We start from the raw sequence: 19,355 nt of genomic DNA, 5'->3' as shown, positions 1-19,355 counted from the left end.
GCTACATCCTCGGCCGCAAGCATCTTCGACAATTGTCGTCGAAACAGACACCCCCGCCGGCGTCGTCCGGGCACTCCGCAGCTCGGTGCTCCAGCCGAGCGCGCTCGACGTGCTCGTTCCCGGCCGCGTGGCGGTGCTGTTCGAAGGCTCCCCGGGCGCCGTCGCCGCCCAGCTCGATTCGGCACGGGCGCTGATCGGGGGCGTAGAGGCCGACGACGGCGGGTGGGAGGAGGCGCGGGAGCGCCAGGGCCGCGCGCTCGGGCGCCTTGCGTTCGCTCCCGGCGATCTCGGGAACGTGCTCTCGACGCTCGACGAGGCCGTCGTGCGGCCCGCGGCCGGTGTCGCGTACGTGCCTCGCCGGGTCGGCGGCGTGCCGGACGCGGCCGCGCGCCAGATCCAGCGGCGGCTCAAGGAACGGTTCGACCCGGCCGGAATCCTCGTTTGATCGAGGAGCTGACGCGGGCGTGCGTCCACTGCGGCTTCTGCCTGCCGACGTGCCCGACGTACGTCCTCTGGAGCGAGGAGATGGACTCCCCGCGCGGCCGCATCCAGCTGATGGAGAAGACGGCCCAGGGCACCCTGCGCCTGAGCCCGACCGTCGTCGAGCACTTCGACCGCTGCCTCGGCTGCATGGCCTGCGTGTCGAGCTGCCCCTCCGGCGTCCGGTACGACCGGCTGATCGAGGAGACGCGCCACGTCGTCGAGACCGAGCACCGTCGACCACGCGCTGAGCGGCTCCAGCGGCGTCTGCTGTTCGCGACGCTTCCGTACCCGCGGCGGATGCGCTGGGCGCTCCGCCTGGCGCCGCTGGGGCGCGTCCTGCCCGCGCCGGCATGGGCACGCCCGATGCTCGAGCTCGCGCCGCGCTGGCGCTCGAGCGAGCGGCCGGCGGCTGTCACGCCGGCCCGTGACGGGTCGACTCGAGCCGCCCCGCGCGTCGGGCTCCTCACCGGCTGCGTCCAGTCGGTCGTCTTCGGCGAGGTCAACGCCGCCACCGCGCGCGTCCTCGCCGCGGGGGGGTTCGAGGTCGTCGCGCCGGCGCAGGGCTGCTGCGGCGCCCTGTCGGCCCACGCGGGGCGCGCCGACGAGTCGGCGCGCCTGACGGCGAGGCTCCAGAGGAGCTTCGCGGGCCTCGACACGATCGTCGTCAACGCGTCCGGTTGCGGGTCGCACCTGAAGGACCGCGATCTGCCCGCGCTGGACCTCACCGAGGCGCTCGCGGACGCCGAGTTCCCCGTGCTCCACCCCCTCGACCTGCGGGTCGCCTATCAGGACTCGTGCCACCTGCGGCACGCGCAGCGGCTCCCTGCCGCCTGGCGCCCGTTGCTCGAGCAGATCCCGGGCCTGAGCGTCGTCGAGCCCGCCGAGCAGGACATCTGCTGCGGCTCGGCCGGGATCTACAACGTCACCCAGCCTCTCGCCGCGCGCGACCTCGGCGACCGCAAGGCGGCGCGCGTGCTGGCGACCGAGGCGGACGCGTACGCGAGCGCGAACCCCGGCTGCCTCGTGCAGGTCGCCCAGGCCCTCGGACGAGCCGGAACGCCGTTGCCGGCGCTCCATCCGGTGGAGCTGCTCGACGCCTCGCTCCGCGGCGTCCCGGCCACCGACCTGCTCGCTCGCGCCCGCCGCTGAGCTACGCCACGGCCTCGACGGGCCGCAGGTCGTCCAGCCGGTCGACGCGCGCCAGCCCCGGGAAGATCCTCGTCCACGCGAACGCGACCCCGATCGTCAGCGCGCCTCCGACGAGCACCGCGGGCACCGCTCCGATCAGCGCGGCTGCGACCCCGGACTCGAACGCGCCGAGCTCGTTCGAGGCGCTGATGAACACCATCTCGACGGCGGTCACGCGCCCCCGGAGCTCGTCGGGCGTCACGAGAGGGAGGATCGTCTGCCGGAGCACCATGCTCACCATGTCCACCGAGCCTCCCGCCGCGAGCGCGAGGAGCGACAGCCACATCGTCTCCGAGAGCCCGAAGACGATCATCGTCAGCCCGTAGAGCGCCACGACGGTGAGCAGCGTCCGCCCCGCCCGACGGCGGACCGGTCGTCTCGTCAGGACGACCGCCGCACAGAGGGCTCCGACGGCCGGGGCGGCCCGCAGCACGCCGAGCCCCGCGGGACCGACGTCGAGCACGTCCTTCGCGAAGATCGGCAGCAGCGCCACGGCGCCGCCGAAGAGGACGGCGAACAGGTCGAGCGAGATCGCCCCGAGCAGCACCGGCGTCCGCCGGACGAGCCGCACGCCGCCGAGCACGCTTCTCAGGTCTGGCGAGCCGGCGCCGAGCCCCTCCCGGCCCGCGTGCAGCGCGAGCACCGCCGCGAGGGCGACGAGCGAGAACGCGGCAGACACCGCGTAGACGAGCTCCGGGTGGAGCGCGAAGAGCAGGCCGCCGAGGGCCGGCCCGCCGATCACCGAGAGCTGGAACGCGACCGACCGCTGGGCGAAGGCCTGCACGAGGATCTCCTGGGGCACGAGCGACGGAGTCAGCGCTCGCCCTGCCGGGGCCCCGAGCGCCGAGGCCACGCCGGTCCCGAACGCGAGCGCGAAGAACGGCCAGGTCTCGTCGGCCCCGGCGCGTGTCACGAAGAGCAGCCCCACGGCGACGAGCGCGTCGAGCCCGATCGCGAGCGCGAGGACGGTCCTCCGCGGGTACCGGTCGGCGAAGTGCCCGGCCGGCAGGGCGAAGAGCGGCAGCGGGAGGAACATCGCCAGCCCGACGAGCCCGAGATCGAGCGGGTTGCCGCGGATCGAGTAGACCTGCCAGCCGATTGCGACGAACGACATCTCGATCGCGAACGCGGTCGCGACGGTGGCGCCGACGTAGAGGGCGAAGTCGCGGTGCCGGAGCGGCGGACGCACGGGGCCTGATCTTGATCGCTTCCCGGCCGCGCGAGAAGCGCGTCGCGTGGGCGCGCCGGGGTTTTCGCGGGTCAGGCCGCTTCCGGCGTGTCGTCGGCCCCGACCGGGGCCGGCAGGAACTCGATCTCGAGCCGTTGGATGCGCGAGCCGCTGGTCTCGAGCACGCGGAAGCGGAGCTGGTCGGCGACGACCTCGTCGCTGACCTCGGCGGCGCGGCCGAGATGGCCGAAGACGAAGCCTGCGACCGTGTGGTAGTCCTCGGAGTCGATCTCGGTCCCGAACTGCTCGTTGAAGTCGTCGATCGTGAACGACCCGTCGACCCGGATCGTCGTCTCGTTCACGCGCTCGACCGACTCGTTGGGCAGGTCGAACTCGTCCTCGATGTCGCCGACGATCTCCTCGAGCAGGTCCTCGAGGGTGACGATCCCCTCCGTTGCGCCGTATTCGTCCACCACGATCGCCAGGTGCTGATTCGTCTTGCGGAACTCGGCGAGCAGCGCTCCGAGGTCCTTGGTCTCGGGGACGACGTACGCAGGGAGCAGGAGCTCCTCGAGCCTTACCGACGCGATGCTGTGGTCGTTGAGCGCGGAGACGAGCGCGCGAATGTGGAGGATCCCGACGATGTCGTCCAGCGACTCGCGGTAGACGGGGTAGCGCGTGTACGGGTTGTCGAGGACGAGGCGGAGCGCCTCCTCGGGCGGAAGGTCGACCGAGAGCCCGAACACGTCCGGGCGCGGCACCATCACGTCCGCCGCCTCCTTCTCCGCGAAGTCGAAGACCTTGTAGAGCATCTCCTCCTCCGCAGTCTGGATCTCGCCGACGTCCTCGGCAGCCGCGACGGACTGGCGGATGTCCTCGCGGGTGAAGGCCATCATCCCGGCCGGTGCCGGCTTGACCTTCAGCAGGCGGAGCACCGCGTTGGAGGAGTGCTGCAGCACCCAGACGACCGGCGCGAACGCCCTCGAGAGCAGGTCGATCGGAACCGCGAGCGCGAGCGCCAGGAGCTCGGCCTTCTGCAGCGCGACGGCCTTCGGCACGAGCTCGCCGACCACGACGCTCAGGTACGTCAGGATGGAGAACGAGATCACGAACGCGACGCCCCGCGGCAGGAACTCGAAGTACTGGGAGACGAGCGGCTCGCCGACGACACCGAGGGCGATGCTGAGGACCGTGATTCCGACCTGGACCGTCGAGATGAAGCGGACGGGCTCGTCCATCATCCGCAGCGCGGTCTTCGCAGCGCGCTTCCCCTGCTCGGCGCGCTCCTCGAGGCGGGTCCGGCGCGCGGTGACGAGCGCGTACTCGGCGGCGACGAAGACCGCGTTGCCGAGCACGAGCACGAGGACGGCGACGGCACGCCAAACGTCGCTCATCGCGTGTCGCTAACGGAGAAGGTGGGCGCCCCTCTTCCAGGGGCGCGGGTACTGGGCGGTAGCTCGCCGTCCACTCAGGCCGAAGTATAGGTAACGCTGCCGACGCCCTCGTGGCGCGTCGCGCCCCCTTCGAGCACGAGCCGCTCGAGGTGCGACAGCGTCTCCGCGACTGCGAAGCGGCGCGCCGAGGGCTTCAGGTCGTCGCCGAAGAGCGGGTAGGAGACCTCGTATCCACTGCGTGGCTCTTCGCCGAGCGCGGCCGCCGTCGCGGCCAGGCGCTCACGGTGGTGCTCGATCAGCTCCCGAGCGCGTCCCGCGGGGTCCTCGATCGGGTCGCCGTGGCCGGGGAGCGCGAGGCGGGCGTCGAGAGCGATCGTCTCCTCGAGCGCGCCGAGGTAGTCGCCGAGGGGGTCGGGCCGGCTGCGGGGCCAGAGCCCGACGGTCGGCGAGATCCGGCCGAGCAGGTGGTCTGCGGCGACGAGAACGCCCTGCCGCAGGAGCATCAGCTGCCCGTCCGCGTGCCCGGGAGCAGCGACGGTGCGCCAGCCGTCGACGTGGTCGCCGGGCTCGAGAAGCTCGGGATTCCGCTGGTAACGGATGAACGGCCGGTAGAGCGCGCCCTGCTCGATCAGCTCGACCATGACGTCGTCGGGGACGCCGTGGCTGCGGAACCAGTCGACGAGCACGTCTGCCCAGTCGTCGTGCCCCCACACGAGGTCGCACTGCTCGTAGTCGAGCCGGCCCTGCGAGACAGGCGCGCCGGTGAGCTCCACCACGTCCAGGGTGGCGCCGAGGTGGTCGGGGTGGAAGTGCGTCACCACGATCCGCTGCACCCGGCCCGGGAGCCCGTCGAGCTCGGCGGCCCAGCGCTCGCGCGCATCCGGGAGGCCGAGGCCGGTGTCGACGACCGTCCAGCCGTCCTCCCCGGGCAGGAGGTAGGCGTGGACGTGCCCCGGCCGTGCCGGGAGGGGGAGCGTGACGCGGCGGATCCCCTCGGCGAGCTCGTCCATGGCGCAACCCTACGCGCGGCTCTCCCGGCCGTGTCCCCCGCGGCCGTCTTGACACGATTCGGTGTCTGACACCGAACCGCCCCGCGCCGCCCGTCCGCGACCGGGGCGGTCGCGCAACCCCCGTACCACGGCCGTCCGTCCGATCCGCGTCACCGCGCGGCGGCAGTCGGCCGTCCGACCAGTCTCCTGCCGCCGCTAATGCAATGGATAAGCGTTTCTCATGGGTGATACCGTTCGCCCGATGGAGCGGAGCGTTGCGGAGCTCGTCGGCGAGACCGACGTCGAGGCCCTCACGGCCGAGCAGGTCCTGGAGGTCGTGCTCGAGACCCTCCACCCGAACGTCGCGCTCGCCTGCTCGTTCCAGAAGGAGGAGAGCGTCCTCCTCGACATGCTCCTCGAGCGCGAGCCGGAGGCACGGGTGTTCGCGCTCGACACGCACGTCCTCTTCCCCGAGACCTACGCCGTGTGGCGCGCCGTGGAGCAGCGCTACGGGATCCGGATCGCGGTCTACGAAGGGCCGTCCCTCGGGCGGCAGGCTGCCGTGCACGGCGACGCGCTGTGGGAGCGCAACCCCGACCTCTGCTGCTCGATCCGCAAGATCGGCCCGCTCGGGGCAGCGCTCTCGAGCCTCGACGGCTGGATCACCGGCGTGCGCCGCGACCAGGCCCCGAGCCGCGCGTCCACGCCGAAGCTCGGCTGGGACGAGCGCCACGAGCTGTGGAAGGCGAGCCCGCTCGCCGACTGGACGGACGACGACGTCTTGGCCTACGTCCGCGAGCGCGAGCTGCCCGTCAACGACCTGCACGCGCGCGGATACGCTTCGATCGGCTGCACCCACTGCACGGCGCCCGGCACCGGTCGCGACGGCCGCTGGATCGGGTCCGGCAAGACGGAGTGCGGCCTCCACGCCTGAGACCGGCCCGACCACCGCGCCCGCACGCCCATGACCACGACCGACCCACTGGTTCGCCTCTCGCACCTCGACGCGCTCGAGTCGGAGGCGATCCACATCATGCGCGAAGTCGCCGCCGAGCTCGAGCGCCCCGTGCTGCTCTTCTCGGGCGGCAAGGACTCGATCGTGCTGCTGCGGCTCGCCGAGAAGGCGTTCCGCCCCGGCCGCTTCCCGTTCCCGTTGATGCACGTCGACACGGGCCACAACTTCCCGGAGGCGATCGAGTTCCGCGACCGCCGCGTCGGGGAGCTCGGCGAGCGCCTCGTGGTCGCATCCGTCCAGGAGTCGATCGACAAGGGCCGTGTCGTCGATCAGACGGGGCCGCGGGCATCCCGGAACCAGCTCCAGACGACGACGCTCCTCGACGCGATGACGGAGCATCGCTTCGACGCCGCGATCGGCGGCGCGCGCCGAGACGAGGAGCGCTCGCGGGCGAAGGAGCGGATCTTCTCGTTCCGCGACGACTTCGGGCAGTGGGACCCACGTGCCCAGCGGCCCGAGCTCTGGAACATCTACAACGGCCGCATCCGCAAGGGCGAGCAGGTACGGGTCTTCCCGATCTCCAACTGGACGGAGCTCGACGTCTGGCAGTACGTCGCCCGCGAGCGGCTCGAGCTGCCGGCGATCTACTTCTCGCACCAGCGGGAGGTCTTCGAGCGGGACGGGATGCTCTATGCCGCATCCGAGTTCGTCGAGCGCTACCCCCACGAGGAGCCGTTCGAGGAGTGGGTGCGGTTCCGCACCGTAGGCGACATGAGCTGCACGGGCGGCGTTCGCTCGAGGGCCTCGACGATCGAGGACGTCGTCCGCGAGATCGCGGCGACCCGCGTCACCGAGCGCGGCGAGACACGCGCCGACGACAAGGTCTCGGAGGCCGCGATGGAAGATCGCAAGCGGCTGGGGTACTTCTGATGCCGCTCGACCTCGCGGAGATGCTCACCGGCGAGGCTGCCTCGAGCGAGCTCCTCCGGCTGGTCACGTGCGGCTCCGTCGACGACGGCAAGTCGACCCTCATCGGCCGGCTGCTCTACGACACGAAGCAGGTGATGTCGGATCAGCTCGAGCACGTCGAGGAGACGAGCGAGCGGCGCGGGGACGGGTACGTCAACCTCGCTCTGCTGACCGACGGCCTGCGCGCCGAGCGGGAGCAGGGGATCACGATCGACGTCGCCTACCGCTCGTTCGTGACGCCGTCGCGGCGCTTCCAGCTCGCCGACGCGCCGGGCCACGTCCAGTACACGAGGAACATGGTCACCGGCGCCTCGACCGCCGACGTCGCGGTCGTGCTGCTCGACGCGCGCAAAGGCGTCATCGAGCAGACGCAACGGCACACGTACATCGCGGCGATGCTCGGGATCCCGCACGTCGTCTTCGCCGTCAACAAGATGGACCTCGTCGACTTCGAGGAGGAGCGCTTCCGCGAGATCGAGAGCGACCTGCGGGAGCTCGCAGAGCGGCTCGAGATCCGCGACGCGGTCGTGATCCCGATCGCTGCGCTGCCGGGCGACAACGTCGTCGAACCGTCCGAGCGGATGCCCTGGTGGGACGGCGGCACCTTCCTCGAACGGCTCGAGACGATCGAGATCGCCGCCGACCGCGACCTGTCGCACCGCCGCTTCCCGGTCCAGTGGGTGATCCGGCCGATGTCCGGCGAGCACCACGACTACCGCGGCTACGCCGGCCAGGTGGCCGGCGGCGAGTGGCGCGCAGGCGACGAGGTCGTCGTCCTGCCGTCGGGCCTGCGCAGCACCGTCGCGGCGGTGGAGACCCACGACGGCCCGCTCGACGTTGCGGTCCAGGGGCAGTCCGTCGTCGTCCGCCTGTCCGACGCGATCGACGTGTCCCGCGGCGACATGCTCTGCGATCCCGGCGACGCGCCCGTCGCCGCCCGCGAGCTGGAGGCGACCGTCTGCTGGATGAGCGAGCGGCCGGTGCAGACAGGCGCCCGGCTCGCCGTCAAGCACACGACCCGCTGGACACGGGCGATCCTCGAGGAGGTCGCCTCGCTGATCGACGTGGGGACGCTCGAGGGGTCGCCGGCAGCCGGGCTCTCGCTCAACGACCTCGCCCGGGTGCGACTGCGGCTCGTCGGCCCGCTGCTCGTCGACGCCTACTCCGAGAACCGGACGACCGGCTCGTTCGTCCTCGTCGACGAGGCGACGAACGAGACCGTCGGCGCCGGAATGGTCGTCGGCGCAACGCCCTAACCGCCCGTCACGAGCTCCGCGCGGTCTCGGATGATCGTCTCTGCCTCGCGGACGATGCGCTGGACGATGGCGCCCGCCGGCGCGATGTCGACCACCAGCCCGGCGCTCTGGCCGGCCCAGACAACGGCCTCCTCCATGTCGCCGTCGCGCCGCGCGCGGAGCGCCTGCTCCAGTAGCTCCGAACGGCGGGCACGGAGCTGGCCCTCCCGTGCCGTCCACCTCTCGATCAGGCGGTTTCGCAGCACGCGACCGTGGGCTCCGGGCCAGATGGCGCCCGCGAGGAGGTCGGGAACGCCGGAGAGCTCGGCGTCGTGGCCGTCGCTCGAGACGAGCGCCTGCTTGTACCCGTCCGACACTGGCGCCTCGACGGTGGCAAGGAATCGGGTCCCGAGGAGAACGCCCTCCGCCCCGAGGGCCAGCGCCGCGGCGAGCCCGGCCCCGTCGGCGAAGCCTCCGGCGGCGAGCACCGGCACCGGCGCGACCGCGCGCGCGACCTGCGGCACGATCACCACCGAGGCGAGGAGGCCCACATGGCCGCCGCCTTCGGTCCCCTGGGCGACGATCACGTCGGCGCCCGCGTCGGCGGCCGAGACCGCGTCGGCGAGAGTCGGGACCATGTGCATCACCACCGCCCCCGCCTCGTGGGCACGGCCGAAGATCTCGCGCAGGTCATGCTCGGGCGACGGCCACGCGGTCGAGAAGACGCGCGGCCGGGTCGCCAACACGGCGTCGACCGACTCCTCGGCCGCGAACAGCAGCAGGTTGAGCCCGAATGGGCGGGTGGTGAGGGCCCGGACCCCTTCGACCGCCGCCACGACACCGTCGGGATCGAGGTCGGTCACGCCCATGACGCCGAGGCCACCGGCCTCCGAGACCGCGGCGACGAGCGCCGCGTCCGTGAAGCCGCTCGACATGCCTGCGAGCACGACCGGGTGGTCGACGCCCAGGACGGAGGTTGCGCGTGTCGAGATCACCGGGCTCCCGAGGACGACGGCGACATTATCGCTCCCCAGAGGGGCTCCGAGAGGCTGGACGCCATACGAACGCGTGTTCTATCCTTCCGGGATGCGGGTCGAGTACCGCGAGGAGCCGTGCCGGAGCGCCCTCAACAGGGTGAAGGGCATGCCGTTCGACTGGTCGCTCAACCCCTACACGGGCTGCGCGCACCGCTGCACCTTCTGTTACGTCCGCGCCTTCGAAGCGCGTGCCGACCGGCCCTCGGACGACCGGTACGGGCGCTCGATCCGGGTCAAGGTCAACGTCGCCGACGTCCTCCGCCGCGAGCTCGCCCGCGCGTCGTGGAAGCGCGAGGCCGTCGCCGTCGGCGCGGCGACCGACCCGTACCAGCCCGCCGAGGGGCGCTATCGGCTGACGCGCGCGTGCATCCAGGAGCTCGGCGCCGCCCGCACGCCGTTCTCCCTGATCACGCGCGGGCCGATGATCAGGCGGGACGTCGACGTCCTCGCGGAGGCTGCGGGACGCGCCAAGGTGCACGTCAGCTTCTCGGTGCCGACGCTCGACGAGCGCATCTGGCGGGCCACGGAGCCCGGCACCGCGCCCCCGCGCCGCCGTCTCGAAGCGGTCCGCGTCCTCAGCGAGGCGGGGATCGACACGGGCGTCGCGCTCGCCCCCGTCCTGCCCGGCCTTTCCGACGACCCGGCGCTCCTCGCCGATGTCGTCAGGGAGGCTCGCGCCGCCGGCGCGAGCGGCGTCTGGGCCAACGTGCTCTACCTGCGGCCCGGGACACGGGAGCACTTCCTGGAAGCGCTCGGTCGGGACTGGCCCGAGCTCCTTCCCGAGTACGCGCGGCTGTACGCCGGGCGCGCCTACCTTCCCGCGAGCGCGACCGAGCCCGTGCGCGCGACCGTCCGCGGGCTTGCGCGCACCACGTGGCGGCCCCGGAGGCCCCCGATCGCGCCGGCCCCCGAGCCCGAGCAGCTCGCGCTCGTCGTGTGACGGCGAGGAAGGCGTCTCCCCCCGTACCTAGAATCCCTCTCCGTGGCTGAGAACGGGGAGATCACCGTCCTGATCGCCGACGATCACGAGGTCGTCCGCGAGGGATTGCGGCTGGCGCTGCTCCGCTCTCCGCACATCCGCGTGGTCGGCGAGGCACCGGACGGCGAGACGGCCGTGTCCCTGGCGGAGCGTCGGCGTCCGGACGTCGTGATCATGGATCTGCGGATGCCGCAGATGGACGGCATCGAGGCGACGGAGGAGATCGCGGCGCGTGTCCCCGACACGCGCGTGCTCGTCTTCACGGCGTACAGCGAACGCGCGCTCCTGCAGCGCGGGCTCGAGTCCGGCGCGCACGGCTACGTCCTCAAGGAGGCGCCGCACGAGACGTTGCTCAAGGCGATCGAGAAGGTCGCCGGAGGCGAGACCTTCGTCGATCCGGCGCTGCTCCCGTCGCTGGCGACCGGCCGCGACGGACAGGAGATCCTCACGCAGCGGGAGCGCGAGATCCTGCAGCTGCTCGCGGACGGGATGTCGAACGCCGACGTCGCCCAGCGGCTCTTCATCTCGCAGGAGACCGTGAAGAGCCACGTGCGCCACATCCTCGCGAAGCTCGAGGCGGAGACCCGCACCCAGGCGGTCGCCATCGCGCTGCGCGAGGCGATGATCGATTGAGCGACGAGCACCTCGTCGCGGAGCGGCTGCTCGGCGAGCGGGCAGAGCGACGCCGGATCGCCGAGCAGCTCCACGACGGCCCTGTGCAGCACGTCGCTGCGCTCTCGCAGATGCTGGACGCCGCCCTCGCCGCGCTGGAGGGGGACGACGTCGCGTCCGGCCGCCGCGTCGTCGCACGCGCGCTCGAGGTCGCACGCGACGCTGCGGAGGAGCTCCGCGGGATCGTTGCCGGCCTCGAGCCCGTGATGCTCGACGAGGTCGGCCTCGCCGCCGCCGTTCGCGAGCTCGCCGATCGCACCGCCGGCCGCCGCGGCGCGCGGGTCGAGCTGACGATCGACGACGAGGGGCTCGGCGAGGGCGCTCGCTCGAGCCTCTTCCAGGTGATCCGCGAGGCGCTCGACCAGGCCGTCCGACGCGGCCCGCCGAGCGCGGTCTCGGTGTCGGTCGCCAAGACACCGGCGGGCGGTGTGGAGCTCGTCGTCTCCGACGACGGCGCGCCGGAGCGCCGTCAGGCCGTGATCGACGGGCTGGCCGAGCGCGCGGCGGAGCTGAACGGGAGCTTCGAGGCGGGGCGCGACGGGCGCTGGACGACGATCAGGCTGCTGGTTCCGCCGAGCGCGGCGCAGCTGTGACTCCGGGCCCGAGGCTCTCAGGCAATCGGCTCGTTCTGGACGTTGTGCTCCTCGGCGTAGGCGTCGACGAGCGGGTCGACGGCCGCCGCACCCTCGGGGAAGGCGTAGTTGATCTTCACGAACGGCTCCCACTTGTCGGGCAGCGCGTCCTCGGGGAAGATCGCCTCCACGGGGCACTCCGGCTCGCAGGCACCGCAGTCGATGCACTCCTCGGGGTCGATGATCAGCATCCGCGCGAACTCGTGGATGCAGTCGACCGGGCAGACGTCCACACACGAGCGGTCTTTGATGTCGATGCAGGGCTCGGCGATGATGTACGTCATTCCTGCGGCGAGCCTAGCAACGGCGTCCGCGGCGGGTTCGCCTCAAGCGACGAGCTCGTCGACCACCTGCCGCGCGCGTTCCACCAGGGCCGACTTCACGATCACCTGGTCGAACCCGGCCGTGTGCGCGCGCTGCAGGCCGATGGTGTCCGTGTGGTTCGTGAAGCCGAGGATCGGCGTCTCCGGCCAGGCGTCCGCGACCTCCTCGGCATCGACGCGGGCGATGTCGCAGATGACGAGGTCCGGCGGGTCGGCGCTGTCGCTCGTGACGAGCCGGTACCCGGCGAGGATGCCCTCCAGCTTCGAGCGGAGGATGAGGTCGACCCCGACGAGCAGGATCGTCGCCATGTCGTGTTTCTAGCACGGGGGGCCGATCCGGTGTGAGCCTCGAGCGCGGGCTGGAGCTGATGCGCGCAGAGCGCTGGTTCGACGCCCACGAGGCGCTGGAGGACGAATGGCGTGACGCGCCGCAGGCCGAGCGCGACTTCCTCCAGGGGCTCGTCCACGTCACGGTGGCGTGGCACCACGCGGCGAAGGGCAATCAGGCGGGCGCGTCGCGGCAGCTCGAGAAGGCCGTCCGCCGCCTCGGCCCCTACGCCCCTACGCATCGCGACGTCGACGTCACGCGGGTCCTTCTCCAGGTCGAGGCGGCGTCGGCGCGGGTCGCGGAGGGGCTGCTCGACCTGCTCCCGGTGCGCGTCTAGGCCCACGGCGTCCCCCACGTCAGAACACGGGCTCGAGCCCGAACCACTCCAGCGCGCGGTTGACGTAGATGCGCAGCACGTAGAAGCGGCCGAAGAAGAGCAGGAGGCCGAGCACGACCATCACCAGCCCGCCCGCGAACTGGATTGCGCGGTAGTGGTCCCTGACCCAGCGAAACGCGCCCATCGCCCGGGTGAAGAGCGCGCCGGCCAGCACGAACGGGATCGCGAGGCCGAGGGAGTAGACGGCGAGCAGTGCAGCGCCTTCGAGGGCGGTGTCCGACGACCCCGCGAGGACGAGGATCGCCGCGAGCACCGGCCCGATGCACGGCGCTGCGCAGACGGCGAAGGCGCCGCCGAGCAGGACGCGCGACCCGCGCGACCGGGCACCCTGGACGATCCCGGCGCCGACGAGCCGCTCCGGCCAGGGGAGAAGACCCATGAAGGCGAGACCGAACACGACCAGCACGAAGCCCGAAACCTGCTCGAGGAGGAACTGGTTGCGGAAGAGGCTGCCGCCGAGCAGGGACGCACCGACTCCGAGCAGGACGAAGATCGCCGTGAACCCGAGCACGAACGGGACGCTCGACACGACGACCCGTCGGGCCGTGCCCGGGCGGCCGAGCTCGTCGGCCTCGACCGCCGAGACCGCGGACAGGTAGCCCGGGACGAGCGGCAAGACGCACGGTGCGAGGAAGGAGACGAATCCCGCCAGCAGCGCGACCGGGATCTCACTCGCGCTCACGCGCGCCCCTCGCCGGTCGCGGCTCCGGCGTGGCTGCTCACCCGTCGAACCGCTCGAGCTCGCTGTCGAGACGACGCTCGAGCGCGGGATCGAGCGCTTCCTCGGGCGGCTCGTCGCTGCGGCGCCGGCTCCAGCCCCAGGCGATCACCCCCACCCCGAGCGCGCCGACCGCAAGGATGCCGAGCGGCACGAGCCACGCGAGCAGGTCGAAGCCCGTCTTCGGCGGCTCCGCGATCACGGCCGGGCCGAACTGCGCCACGAGCTCCGCCTTGATCTCCTGCTCCGTCGCCCCGGCCGCCAGCCGTGCGCGGATGATCTGCTTCATGCGTCTCGCGACCGGCGCGTCGGACTGGTCGAGCGTCGTCTTGCAGGTCGGGCAGACGAGCTCGGCCTCGAGGTCGGCAGGGCTCGGCGCACCCGCCGCCGGTGTGCTCGCGAGGCCGCCCGCGAACACGAGCAGCGCCGCGAGCAGCGCCAGGCGGGTCACGGCGCGTCGGCGAGGACGAGGGCGACGCCGCGCTCGTACGCCTCGCGGTTCCGCTCGATGTCGACCGCCCCGGAGATCCGCTCGCCGACCAGCTTCCCGGAGCGGTCGACGAAGAACGTCTCGGGGAACCCGCGCACGCCCCACTTGCCGACCGTCGAGCCCTTTCCGTCGTAGACGACGGGGTACGTCATGCCGTAGCGGCGCATGAACCGCCTCGCGTCCTCGCGGAAGTCGTTCACGTCGATGCCGAGCACCACGAGCCCCTGGTCACGGTAGCGCTGATACGTCTGCTGCAGCACCGGCGCCTCCTCGCGGCACGGGATGCACCACGACGCCCAGAAGTTGACGACGACCGCCTTGCCGCGCAGGTCGGCCAGCGCGAGCCGCCCGTCGCGATCGAGCCGGTCGAGCACGAACGCGGGCGCGACAACAGGCGTTCCCTGCCCGAGCTTGTCCGCCGCCCCCGTGTCGTCGCGGAAGGCGACCCTCCACACGAGGAGGCCGAGGAGTGCGGCGACCCCGAGGAGGGCGACGACCTGACCTGCGCGCTGGATCCTTGCGGCGTGCCCGCCCCCGGCGGTCACGCCCCGACGATGAACACGGGCGTCCCCACGTCGACCCGCTCGAACAGCCACTCGACCTGCGGGATCAGCATGCGGATGCAGCCGTGCGAGGCCGAGTAGCCGATCGACGCCGCGTCGGGCGTCCCGTGGATGCCCACGTACGGGGACGAGATCCCCATCCAGCGCGTCCCGAGGGGATTCCCGGGGCCCGGCGGGATCGGCTTGGCGTCCGCCGCCCAGTCGGAGCCCTGCGGGGGGTACCACCAGGGGTTGCGCTGCATCGTCACGATCTCGAAATCGCCGATCGGCGTCGGGTACGAGGACTGGCCCGTCGCGATGCGGAAGCTGCGCTCGAGCTTCGTCCCGACGTAGTAGAGCAGTGTCTTCGAGTCACGCTTGATCACGATCACGTGGCCGAGGTCCCTCTCGGTGACCTCGGGCTGCAGCTCCTGGTAGGGAAGCTCGAACGCGCGCTCGTGCTTGCGGACCGCAAGTGAGAGCCGACGGGCCGCGACGGCCTGCATCAGCCGCCGCCCCGGGGAGGAGGGGTGCGCCACCGGAGTGAAGTTCCTGAGCGTGAGCCTGGCGTCGACGGGCTCGCGGTCGGTCTGCTTGCCGACCTTCGAGAGGAAGCGCGTCAGCTTCCCGTTCGCGACGTCGACCTTGAGCGGCACCTGGAAGCCCTCGCGGCGTACCCGGACGGCGAGCTTGACGGCCTTGCCGACGTACGCCGCAGCCCCGAGCTCCTGCGGCTTCACCCGCAGGGTCCGGCTCGACGCGATGCGCAGCGTGATCGGCTTCTCGAAGCGCTGCTCGACGAGTGTCCGGGCCTCCGGGCCGGTGAGCCCGCCGACGAGCATCCCGCCGATGGTGACGCCCGGCTGGATCAGCTTCGGCCCCGGCAGCGGGGGCAGCGGCTCGGTCGTCGCGGGCGGCTCGGTGGTCGTCGGTGGAGCCGTCGTGGTCGGTGGCGTCGTCTCGTCGGCCGAGGCAACGGGAGCGAGCACGATGAAAAGCGCGACTGAGCAGGGAAGAACGAGTACGGTCGCCAGACGGCGCATCGGCGCTGAGTGTATCCAGGGGTCTGGTCGGCGGACGTGAACGATCTGTTATGTGCGGTTCGAGTCGAAGATCCTCGGATCGTTCGTGATCACACCGTCGACTCCTGCGGCGAGCACCCGCTCGAGGTCGTTGACGTCGTCGACGGTCCACGCGAGCACTGCGGCCCCGAGCGCGTGCGCGCGGGACACGGTGCGAGCGGTGACGAGCGCGTGCTGCAGCATCAGCGCGGTGGCCCCTGTGCGCCGGAGCATCCGCGGCACCAGGACGGGAACGGCCGCGCGGAGCGAGGCGAGCCCGGCCCGTAGCACGGGCTGGAGGGCGGGCCGTCTCGACACGCCGTACCTGTCCTCGGGGTAGGTGAAGCCGATCCGCACCGACGGGGTGCACCGCGCGACGGCGACCAGGCTCGGCACGTGGAAGGAGGACACGACGGTGCGGGGCTCGAGGCCGAAGCGGCGGAGTGCGTCCGCGAGCTCGTCGAGCCGCGTCGTCAGCTTGAGATCCACGTGGAGGCCGACCTCAGGCGCCTCGTCCCTGAAGAAGGCGAGGGCGTCCTCGAGCGTGGGCAGCTCGGGCGCGACCTCACGCAGCTCGGCGAGCGAGCGCGCTCTCACCGACCCGGTCGCCGCACCGTGGCTGACCTCGTCGAGGTGATCCGAGTGGGCCAGCACGAGCGGGCCACCGGGAAGGTCGAGCACGTCGAACTCGATCAGGTCGACACCGTGTGCGACGGCCGCACGGAAGGAGCGGAGGGTGTTCTCCGGGGCGAGATGCGCCGCGCCGCGGTGCCCGATCCTGAGCGCGACCCGGTTCGGTCGCCGGAGCTCGATCACGCCGTCCGCCCACGCGTCCTGCGGAGCCACCACCACGCGACTCCCGCGAGGAGAACTGCCTGCGCAACCGTGATTGCCGCGGCGAGCTGCGAGACGTCCTCCCAGAACCGCTCCGGATAGAGGCGGATGAGGGTGTCGGTGTCCGAGAAGCGCCACGAGTCCCCTTCGAAGAACATCTCGTGGAAGCGCGTGAAGAACCGGTCGAAGCCGAGCAGGATGAACGGCACGGCGAGCACGGCGATCGCGAGCGTCGTCAGCGCGCCCGCGAGCAGTCCCCGGGGAACCACCTCTCGGAGACGACTGCGGGAGAGCGCGACGGCGAGCACGATCAGCAGCAGCACGATCACGAGCTGGGCGCGCAACGCCGCCCCGAAGAGCGTGCGCACGTCCTCCATGTGCGTGAGCTCACGACTGTCGAACGCCGGCGAGCCGTCGGGCAGTGTGGCACGCTCGAGCAGGACGATCCCATCCGACCGCGGTCGGATCGACTCGAGGCCCGTGAGCGCAAGCGACTGACGCTCCTCGTCCGTCAGGCCGTACCGATCGGAGGGGAAGCCGTCGCGGTCGTACTCGAAGCGCACGAACGTGTCGGTCGCGAGGACGCGGAGCGCAGTCACGACGAGCGTGGGCGGCACGACGAGCGCGACCAGCACGACGAGCGCGACCGCGGCGACGCGGACGGCCGACCACCGCGACGCCGCGTCCGGTGCGATGTCTACAGCCCGAACAGGCGCCCGATCTCGCGCCAGGTCGTCATCGCCAGCAGGACGCACGCGACGATCAGCAGGACGAGCACGACCCAGAAGCGCGCGCCCGCCCACTTCGTCCGCTTCCGGTGCTCGATGCGGGCCCGCCGGAGCGCGCGATGGCGCTGGTACGAGCGTCTGACGGCGTCCGGATCGAGCGTCGGTGCCTCATCGGTCCCGAGCGCGTCCGCGACCCCCTCGCGTGTCGCCTCGCGTACGTCTTCGGCCACACCCGAAGCATACGACCGCGACGCAGGCAACGCGTGTCGGGGATACTGTGCGCGATGGTCACGCGGGAGCGGCGCTTCGATCCCGGCCTGCTCGGCCTCGGCGACGGGCTCGGTCTCGTGGCCGGCGTCGTGCTGGCGGTGTCGTCGTTCACGGGCTGGTACACGGGCGAGGGTGAGGGCGTGACGATCTCCGTGCTCGGCTGGAACACGGGCGTCCTCGGCAAGCTGATCCTCTTCGTGGGGCTGGCCGTCGTCCTCGTGCTCCTGCTACGCGAGCTCGGCATCGAGCCGCCCGCAGCGCTGCCCCAGAGCCTCCTCACCGTGGCGCTGGGGGCGCTGGCGACGATCTTCGTGCTCGTGCGCGTGATCTCGGTGCCGGACGACTTCTTTTTCGCGCACCGCGGCGTCGGCCTCTGGATCAGCCTCGCCGCCGCGATCGCGGTGATCGTCGCGGGCCTGCTCCAGGCCTCCGAGGAGATGTGACGGGGGGGAACCCACGGTTCCCCCCACGCACCCCTTCCGCACGGCGACCCGGCCACACGACGCCGGCCACCCGGCCGCAAAGCCGGCCACCGGCGGCGGGCGAACGCCCCGCCGCCCCACCTCCACGGACGTGGCAGCTCGACACGTCGTGCAGCTACGGCGTCTGCTGCGGCAGCGGCTGGAGCGTGCGGACGAACGTCTGGGTCCCGCCGGGGACGGGCCGATCGTCGAGCGCGAGCCCGAGCGCGACCCCGAGCGCGAACAGGATTGCCGCGCCAACGACGAGCGCGACGACACGTGGCCACAGGCGGCGTCGGGCCGCGCGCCGGCGGGCCGGCGGCAGCGGGTCGATCGTCACGGCTCGTAGTCCTGCGCCTGCGTGCTGTAGGCGTGGAAGGCGGCGTCGCCCGAGAGGCTGACGGTGCGGGCCCAGCCCTTCGACGGAGCACGCTCCTCGATCACCTCGCGCACCCAGTGCTCGGAGGCGGCGTACGCGGCGACGAGCTCGTCCAGCGTGAAGGTCGTCCCGACGCGCCGTCGCAGCTCGTCGAGCACGATCTCCCGCTGACGATGGAGCACGTCTCCGCGCTCGGGGTCACGAGCCTCCCTGAGGAAGCGCCGGTTGCCGTCCCTCCACTCGAGGCGCGCCGCGGAGACCGTCGTCATCCCGCGCGATGCTATTGGACGGCCGTGCAGCAGCTCTCCGGCCAGCGCTCGGGCAGTTCCGAGAGCATCGCCTCACCGAGGAGGTAGCCGGGGCACGCGAGCGCGAAGGCCACGTGGGCGTGGAGGCACTTGAGGGCGGAAGGATTGCGCGAGCCGCCGATCCCCAGGTCGAGCGACGCGCCCTCGTCGGATCCGGCCTCTCCCGCCGCCAGCTCACGGCGCAGGCGGCGCTGCTCGGCGGTGGCGCGGGCGAGGTCGTCTCGCAGGGCGGGATCGGCCGCGACCGCGTCGCTCCAGCGCCCCACGCCGCCGTCGGCCTCGAGTCGCGAGACCGCGGCGACGAGATGCCGGCAGGTGAGGTAGTAGGTCGTGGGGAACGGCTCTCCGTCGGGCCCGTACGGGTCCTGCTCGGTCACGGCCGGGAGCCCCCAGGGGCACCTGACGACGACGCGACGGAAGGTCCGGGGCTCGCGCCCCAGCTGCCATGCGACTGCGGCGCGGTCGTCCACGCCCGGACCGTAGCTCAGCCCGCGCGGCGGCGTTTCCAGTCCGCGGTGCCCTTGACGATGAACAGGTGCTCGCCGGGACGCACGTAGCCGATCCGGCGAGCCGCGCGGGCGAGCTCGTCGAGGCTCGTCGCGCGCTCGAGACGGGCAGTCGCGCGTGCGCGCTCCGCCCGGAGCGTGGCGACTTCGGCGCGGCGCTCCTCCAGCTGGCCCCTCGTCTCGAGGTAGGTGTCGATCGGTCGGACGTAGAGAAACGAGACGACGCCGAGCACGACGACCGGCAGGAGCCAGCGCGGCGCCCTGCGACGCCGCGTGCGCTCACGCTTTCGCTTCCCCTTCCCGGCCACG

The 19,355-nt window shown here is 72.2% G+C and carries 26 protein-coding genes and 1 pseudogene; 10 read left to right on the top strand and 17 right to left on the bottom strand.

The window, feature by feature from the left end; genetic code table 11:
* Positions 1 to 445, top strand: a pseudogene (locus VFO26_RS16665) (hypothetical protein); the annotation flags it as partial.
* On the top strand, positions 442 to 1,632 hold the full coding sequence (locus tag VFO26_RS16660; protein ID WP_325116203.1) for a (Fe-S)-binding protein: 1,191 nt from the start codon (positions 442 to 444) through the stop codon (positions 1,630 to 1,632). The pseudogene VFO26_RS16665 and the gene VFO26_RS16660, both read left to right, overlap by 4 nt.
* A gap of 1 nt (position 1,633) precedes the next feature.
* Here the strand turns inward: VFO26_RS16660 and VFO26_RS16655 are convergent, their stop codons facing one another.
* The 3 genes from VFO26_RS16655 to VFO26_RS16645 all read right to left on the bottom strand — a co-directional run bounded on the left by VFO26_RS16655 (position 1,634) and on the right by VFO26_RS16645 (position 5,243).
* Positions 1,634 to 2,860, bottom strand: a complete 1,227-nt coding sequence (locus tag VFO26_RS16655; RefSeq protein ID WP_325116202.1) for an MFS transporter — start codon at positions 2,858 to 2,860, stop codon at positions 1,634 to 1,636.
* A 71-nt stretch (positions 2,861 to 2,931) separates the two neighbouring features.
* Entirely contained in the window at positions 2,932 to 4,233 is a 1,302-nt protein-coding gene (locus VFO26_RS16650) for a hemolysin family protein (protein ID WP_325116201.1), read from the bottom strand.
* Positions 4,234 to 4,307: 74 nt separating this feature from the next.
* The gene (locus VFO26_RS16645) at positions 4,308 to 5,243 is read right to left on the bottom strand and encodes an MBL fold metallo-hydrolase (RefSeq protein WP_325116200.1); all 936 of its coding nucleotides are present in this window, start codon (positions 5,241 to 5,243) and stop codon (positions 4,308 to 4,310) included.
* 241 nt (positions 5,244 to 5,484) lie between these two features.
* Here VFO26_RS16645 and VFO26_RS16640 point away from each other — a divergent pair, with 241 nt between their 5' ends.
* From VFO26_RS16640 to VFO26_RS16630, 3 genes are read left to right on the top strand one after another with little or no spacing between them, the layout of a single operon-like run.
* The gene (locus tag VFO26_RS16640) at positions 5,485 to 6,156 is read left to right on the top strand and encodes a phosphoadenylyl-sulfate reductase (protein WP_325116199.1); all 672 of its coding nucleotides are present in this window, start codon (positions 5,485 to 5,487) and stop codon (positions 6,154 to 6,156) included.
* Between the two features lie 30 nt (positions 6,157 to 6,186).
* Entirely contained in the window at positions 6,187 to 7,107 is a 921-nt protein-coding gene (cysD, locus tag VFO26_RS16635) for a sulfate adenylyltransferase subunit CysD (protein ID WP_325116198.1), read from the top strand.
* Positions 7,107 to 8,402 (top strand): sulfate adenylyltransferase subunit 1, encoded by a 1,296-nt coding sequence (locus VFO26_RS16630; RefSeq protein ID WP_325116197.1) that lies wholly within the window; start codon positions 7,107 to 7,109, stop codon positions 8,400 to 8,402. The genes cysD and VFO26_RS16630 overlap by 1 nt, the downstream gene beginning before the upstream one ends.
* On the opposite strand, the gene VFO26_RS16625 is transcribed toward VFO26_RS16630, so the two are convergent.
* On the bottom strand, positions 8,399 to 9,376 hold the full coding sequence (locus VFO26_RS16625; RefSeq protein ID WP_325116196.1) for a nitronate monooxygenase family protein: 978 nt from the start codon (positions 9,374 to 9,376) through the stop codon (positions 8,399 to 8,401). The two genes, VFO26_RS16630 and VFO26_RS16625, sit on opposite strands and share 4 nt — an antisense overlap.
* Before the next feature lie 91 nt (positions 9,377 to 9,467).
* Between VFO26_RS16625 and VFO26_RS16620 the strand changes: the two genes are divergently transcribed.
* From VFO26_RS16620 to VFO26_RS16610, 3 genes are read left to right on the top strand one after another with little or no spacing between them, the layout of a single operon-like run.
* Positions 9,468 to 10,358, top strand: a complete 891-nt coding sequence (locus tag VFO26_RS16620; RefSeq protein ID WP_325116195.1) for a radical SAM protein — start codon at positions 9,468 to 9,470, stop codon at positions 10,356 to 10,358.
* 42 nt (positions 10,359 to 10,400) lie between these two features.
* The gene (locus VFO26_RS16615) at positions 10,401 to 11,030 is read left to right on the top strand and encodes a response regulator transcription factor (RefSeq protein ID WP_325116194.1); all 630 of its coding nucleotides are present in this window, start codon (positions 10,401 to 10,403) and stop codon (positions 11,028 to 11,030) included.
* A complete protein-coding gene (locus VFO26_RS16610; protein WP_325116193.1) occupies positions 11,027 to 11,662 on the top strand; it encodes a sensor histidine kinase in 636 nt (211 codons plus the stop codon). Before VFO26_RS16615 ends, VFO26_RS16610 begins: the two co-directional genes overlap by 4 nt.
* Positions 11,663 to 11,679: 17 nt before the next feature.
* Here the strand turns inward: VFO26_RS16610 and VFO26_RS16605 are convergent, their stop codons facing one another.
* Both VFO26_RS16605 and VFO26_RS16600 read right to left on the bottom strand, forming a co-directional pair.
* Positions 11,680 to 11,985: a ferredoxin family protein gene (locus VFO26_RS16605; RefSeq protein ID WP_325116192.1), complete on the bottom strand. Its 306-nt coding sequence runs from the start codon at positions 11,983 to 11,985 to the stop codon at positions 11,680 to 11,682.
* 42 nt (positions 11,986 to 12,027) lie between these two features.
* Positions 12,028 to 12,333 (bottom strand): hypothetical protein, encoded by a 306-nt coding sequence (locus tag VFO26_RS16600; protein WP_325116191.1) that lies wholly within the window; start codon positions 12,331 to 12,333, stop codon positions 12,028 to 12,030.
* Positions 12,334 to 12,365: 32 nt separating this feature from the next.
* On the opposite strand from VFO26_RS16600, the gene VFO26_RS16595 reads away from it, so the two are divergent.
* Positions 12,366 to 12,689 carry a DUF309 domain-containing protein gene (locus VFO26_RS16595; RefSeq protein WP_325116190.1) on the top strand — a complete coding sequence of 108 codons (324 nt, stop codon included), beginning with the start codon at positions 12,366 to 12,368 and terminating at the stop codon, positions 12,687 to 12,689.
* 19 nt (positions 12,690 to 12,708) lie between these two features.
* On the opposite strand, the gene VFO26_RS16590 is transcribed toward VFO26_RS16595, so the two are convergent.
* The 7 genes from VFO26_RS16590 to VFO26_RS16560 all read right to left on the bottom strand — a co-directional run bounded on the left by VFO26_RS16590 (position 12,709) and on the right by VFO26_RS16560 (position 17,352).
* On the bottom strand, positions 12,709 to 13,431 hold the full coding sequence (locus VFO26_RS16590; protein ID WP_325116189.1) for a cytochrome c biogenesis CcdA family protein: 723 nt from the start codon (positions 13,429 to 13,431) through the stop codon (positions 12,709 to 12,711).
* Between the two features lie 37 nt (positions 13,432 to 13,468).
* On the bottom strand, positions 13,469 to 13,918 hold the full coding sequence (locus tag VFO26_RS16585; protein WP_325116188.1) for a cytochrome c-type biogenesis protein: 450 nt from the start codon (positions 13,916 to 13,918) through the stop codon (positions 13,469 to 13,471).
* Entirely contained in the window at positions 13,915 to 14,502 is a 588-nt protein-coding gene (locus VFO26_RS16580) for a TlpA disulfide reductase family protein (protein ID WP_325116187.1), read from the bottom strand. The genes VFO26_RS16585 and VFO26_RS16580 overlap by 4 nt, the downstream gene beginning before the upstream one ends.
* Entirely contained in the window at positions 14,499 to 15,542 is a 1,044-nt protein-coding gene (locus VFO26_RS16575) for a L,D-transpeptidase family protein (RefSeq protein WP_325116186.1), read from the bottom strand. The genes VFO26_RS16580 and VFO26_RS16575 overlap by 4 nt, the downstream gene beginning before the upstream one ends.
* 48 nt (positions 15,543 to 15,590) lie before the next feature.
* On the bottom strand, positions 15,591 to 16,406 hold the full coding sequence (locus VFO26_RS16570; RefSeq protein WP_325116185.1) for a glycerophosphodiester phosphodiesterase: 816 nt from the start codon (positions 16,404 to 16,406) through the stop codon (positions 15,591 to 15,593).
* A complete protein-coding gene (locus VFO26_RS16565; RefSeq protein WP_325116184.1) occupies positions 16,373 to 17,029 on the bottom strand; it encodes a TIGR01906 family membrane protein in 657 nt (218 codons plus the stop codon). Before VFO26_RS16565 ends, VFO26_RS16570 begins: the two co-directional genes overlap by 34 nt.
* A 62-nt stretch (positions 17,030 to 17,091) precedes the next feature.
* On the bottom strand, positions 17,092 to 17,352 hold the full coding sequence (locus VFO26_RS16560; RefSeq protein WP_325116183.1) for a hypothetical protein: 261 nt from the start codon (positions 17,350 to 17,352) through the stop codon (positions 17,092 to 17,094).
* Positions 17,353 to 17,406: 54 nt separating this feature from the next.
* On the opposite strand from VFO26_RS16560, the gene VFO26_RS16555 reads away from it, so the two are divergent.
* Positions 17,407 to 17,835: a hypothetical protein gene (locus VFO26_RS16555; RefSeq protein WP_325116182.1), complete on the top strand. Its 429-nt coding sequence runs from the start codon at positions 17,407 to 17,409 to the stop codon at positions 17,833 to 17,835.
* Positions 17,836 to 17,989: 154 nt separating this feature from the next.
* On the opposite strand, the gene VFO26_RS16550 is transcribed toward VFO26_RS16555, so the two are convergent.
* From VFO26_RS16550 to VFO26_RS16535, 4 genes are read right to left on the bottom strand one after another with little or no spacing between them, the layout of a single operon-like run.
* The gene (locus VFO26_RS16550; protein WP_325116181.1) at positions 17,990 to 18,193 is read right to left on the bottom strand and encodes a hypothetical protein; all 204 of its coding nucleotides are present in this window, start codon (positions 18,191 to 18,193) and stop codon (positions 17,990 to 17,992) included.
* The gene (locus VFO26_RS16545; RefSeq protein ID WP_325116180.1) at positions 18,190 to 18,501 is read right to left on the bottom strand and encodes a hypothetical protein; all 312 of its coding nucleotides are present in this window, start codon (positions 18,499 to 18,501) and stop codon (positions 18,190 to 18,192) included. The genes VFO26_RS16550 and VFO26_RS16545 overlap by 4 nt, the downstream gene beginning before the upstream one ends.
* Positions 18,502 to 18,512: 11 nt before the next feature.
* Positions 18,513 to 19,010: a DUF501 domain-containing protein gene (locus VFO26_RS16540; RefSeq protein ID WP_325116179.1), complete on the bottom strand. Its 498-nt coding sequence runs from the start codon at positions 19,008 to 19,010 to the stop codon at positions 18,513 to 18,515.
* Positions 19,011 to 19,024: 14 nt separating this feature from the next.
* A complete protein-coding gene (locus VFO26_RS16535; protein WP_325116178.1) occupies positions 19,025 to 19,354 on the bottom strand; it encodes a septum formation initiator family protein in 330 nt (109 codons plus the stop codon).
* Position 19,355 lies beyond the last annotated feature (1 nt).

Source organism: Gaiella sp. (genome assembly GCF_035710885.1).
GTDB lineage: Bacteria > Actinomycetota > Thermoleophilia > Gaiellales > Gaiellaceae > Gaiella.
The sequence above is the reverse complement of the archived record's forward strand: the minus strand, read 5'-3'. Positions and strand labels throughout refer to the sequence as shown.

Excerpts from the sequence above, each read along its gene's own strand:
- VFO26_RS16650 (WP_325116201.1), bottom strand. The coding sequence starts at position 4,233 with ATGAGCGACGTTTGGCGTGCCGTCGCCGTCCTCGTGCTCGTGCTCGGC.
- VFO26_RS16645 (WP_325116200.1), bottom strand. The coding sequence starts at position 5,243 with ATGGACGAGCTCGCCGAGGGGATCCGCCGCGTCACGCTCCCCCTCCCG.
- VFO26_RS16640 (WP_325116199.1), top strand. The coding sequence starts at position 5,485 with ATGGAGCGGAGCGTTGCGGAGCTCGTCGGCGAGACCGACGTCGAGGCC.
- cysD (WP_325116198.1), top strand. The coding sequence starts at position 6,187 with ATGACCACGACCGACCCACTGGTTCGCCTCTCGCACCTCGACGCGCTC.
- VFO26_RS16630 (WP_325116197.1), top strand. The coding sequence starts at position 7,107 with ATGCCGCTCGACCTCGCGGAGATGCTCACCGGCGAGGCTGCCTCGAGC.
- VFO26_RS16620 (WP_325116195.1), top strand. The coding sequence starts at position 9,468 with ATGCGGGTCGAGTACCGCGAGGAGCCGTGCCGGAGCGCCCTCAACAGG.
- VFO26_RS16605 (WP_325116192.1), bottom strand. The coding sequence starts at position 11,985 with ATGACGTACATCATCGCCGAGCCCTGCATCGACATCAAAGACCGCTCG.
- VFO26_RS16600 (WP_325116191.1), bottom strand. The coding sequence starts at position 12,333 with ATGGCGACGATCCTGCTCGTCGGGGTCGACCTCATCCTCCGCTCGAAG.
- VFO26_RS16575 (WP_325116186.1), bottom strand. The coding sequence starts at position 15,542 with ATGCGCCGTCTGGCGACCGTACTCGTTCTTCCCTGCTCAGTCGCGCTT.
- VFO26_RS16555 (WP_325116182.1), top strand. The coding sequence starts at position 17,407 with ATGGTCACGCGGGAGCGGCGCTTCGATCCCGGCCTGCTCGGCCTCGGC.
- VFO26_RS16545 (WP_325116180.1), bottom strand. The coding sequence starts at position 18,501 with ATGACGACGGTCTCCGCGGCGCGCCTCGAGTGGAGGGACGGCAACCGG.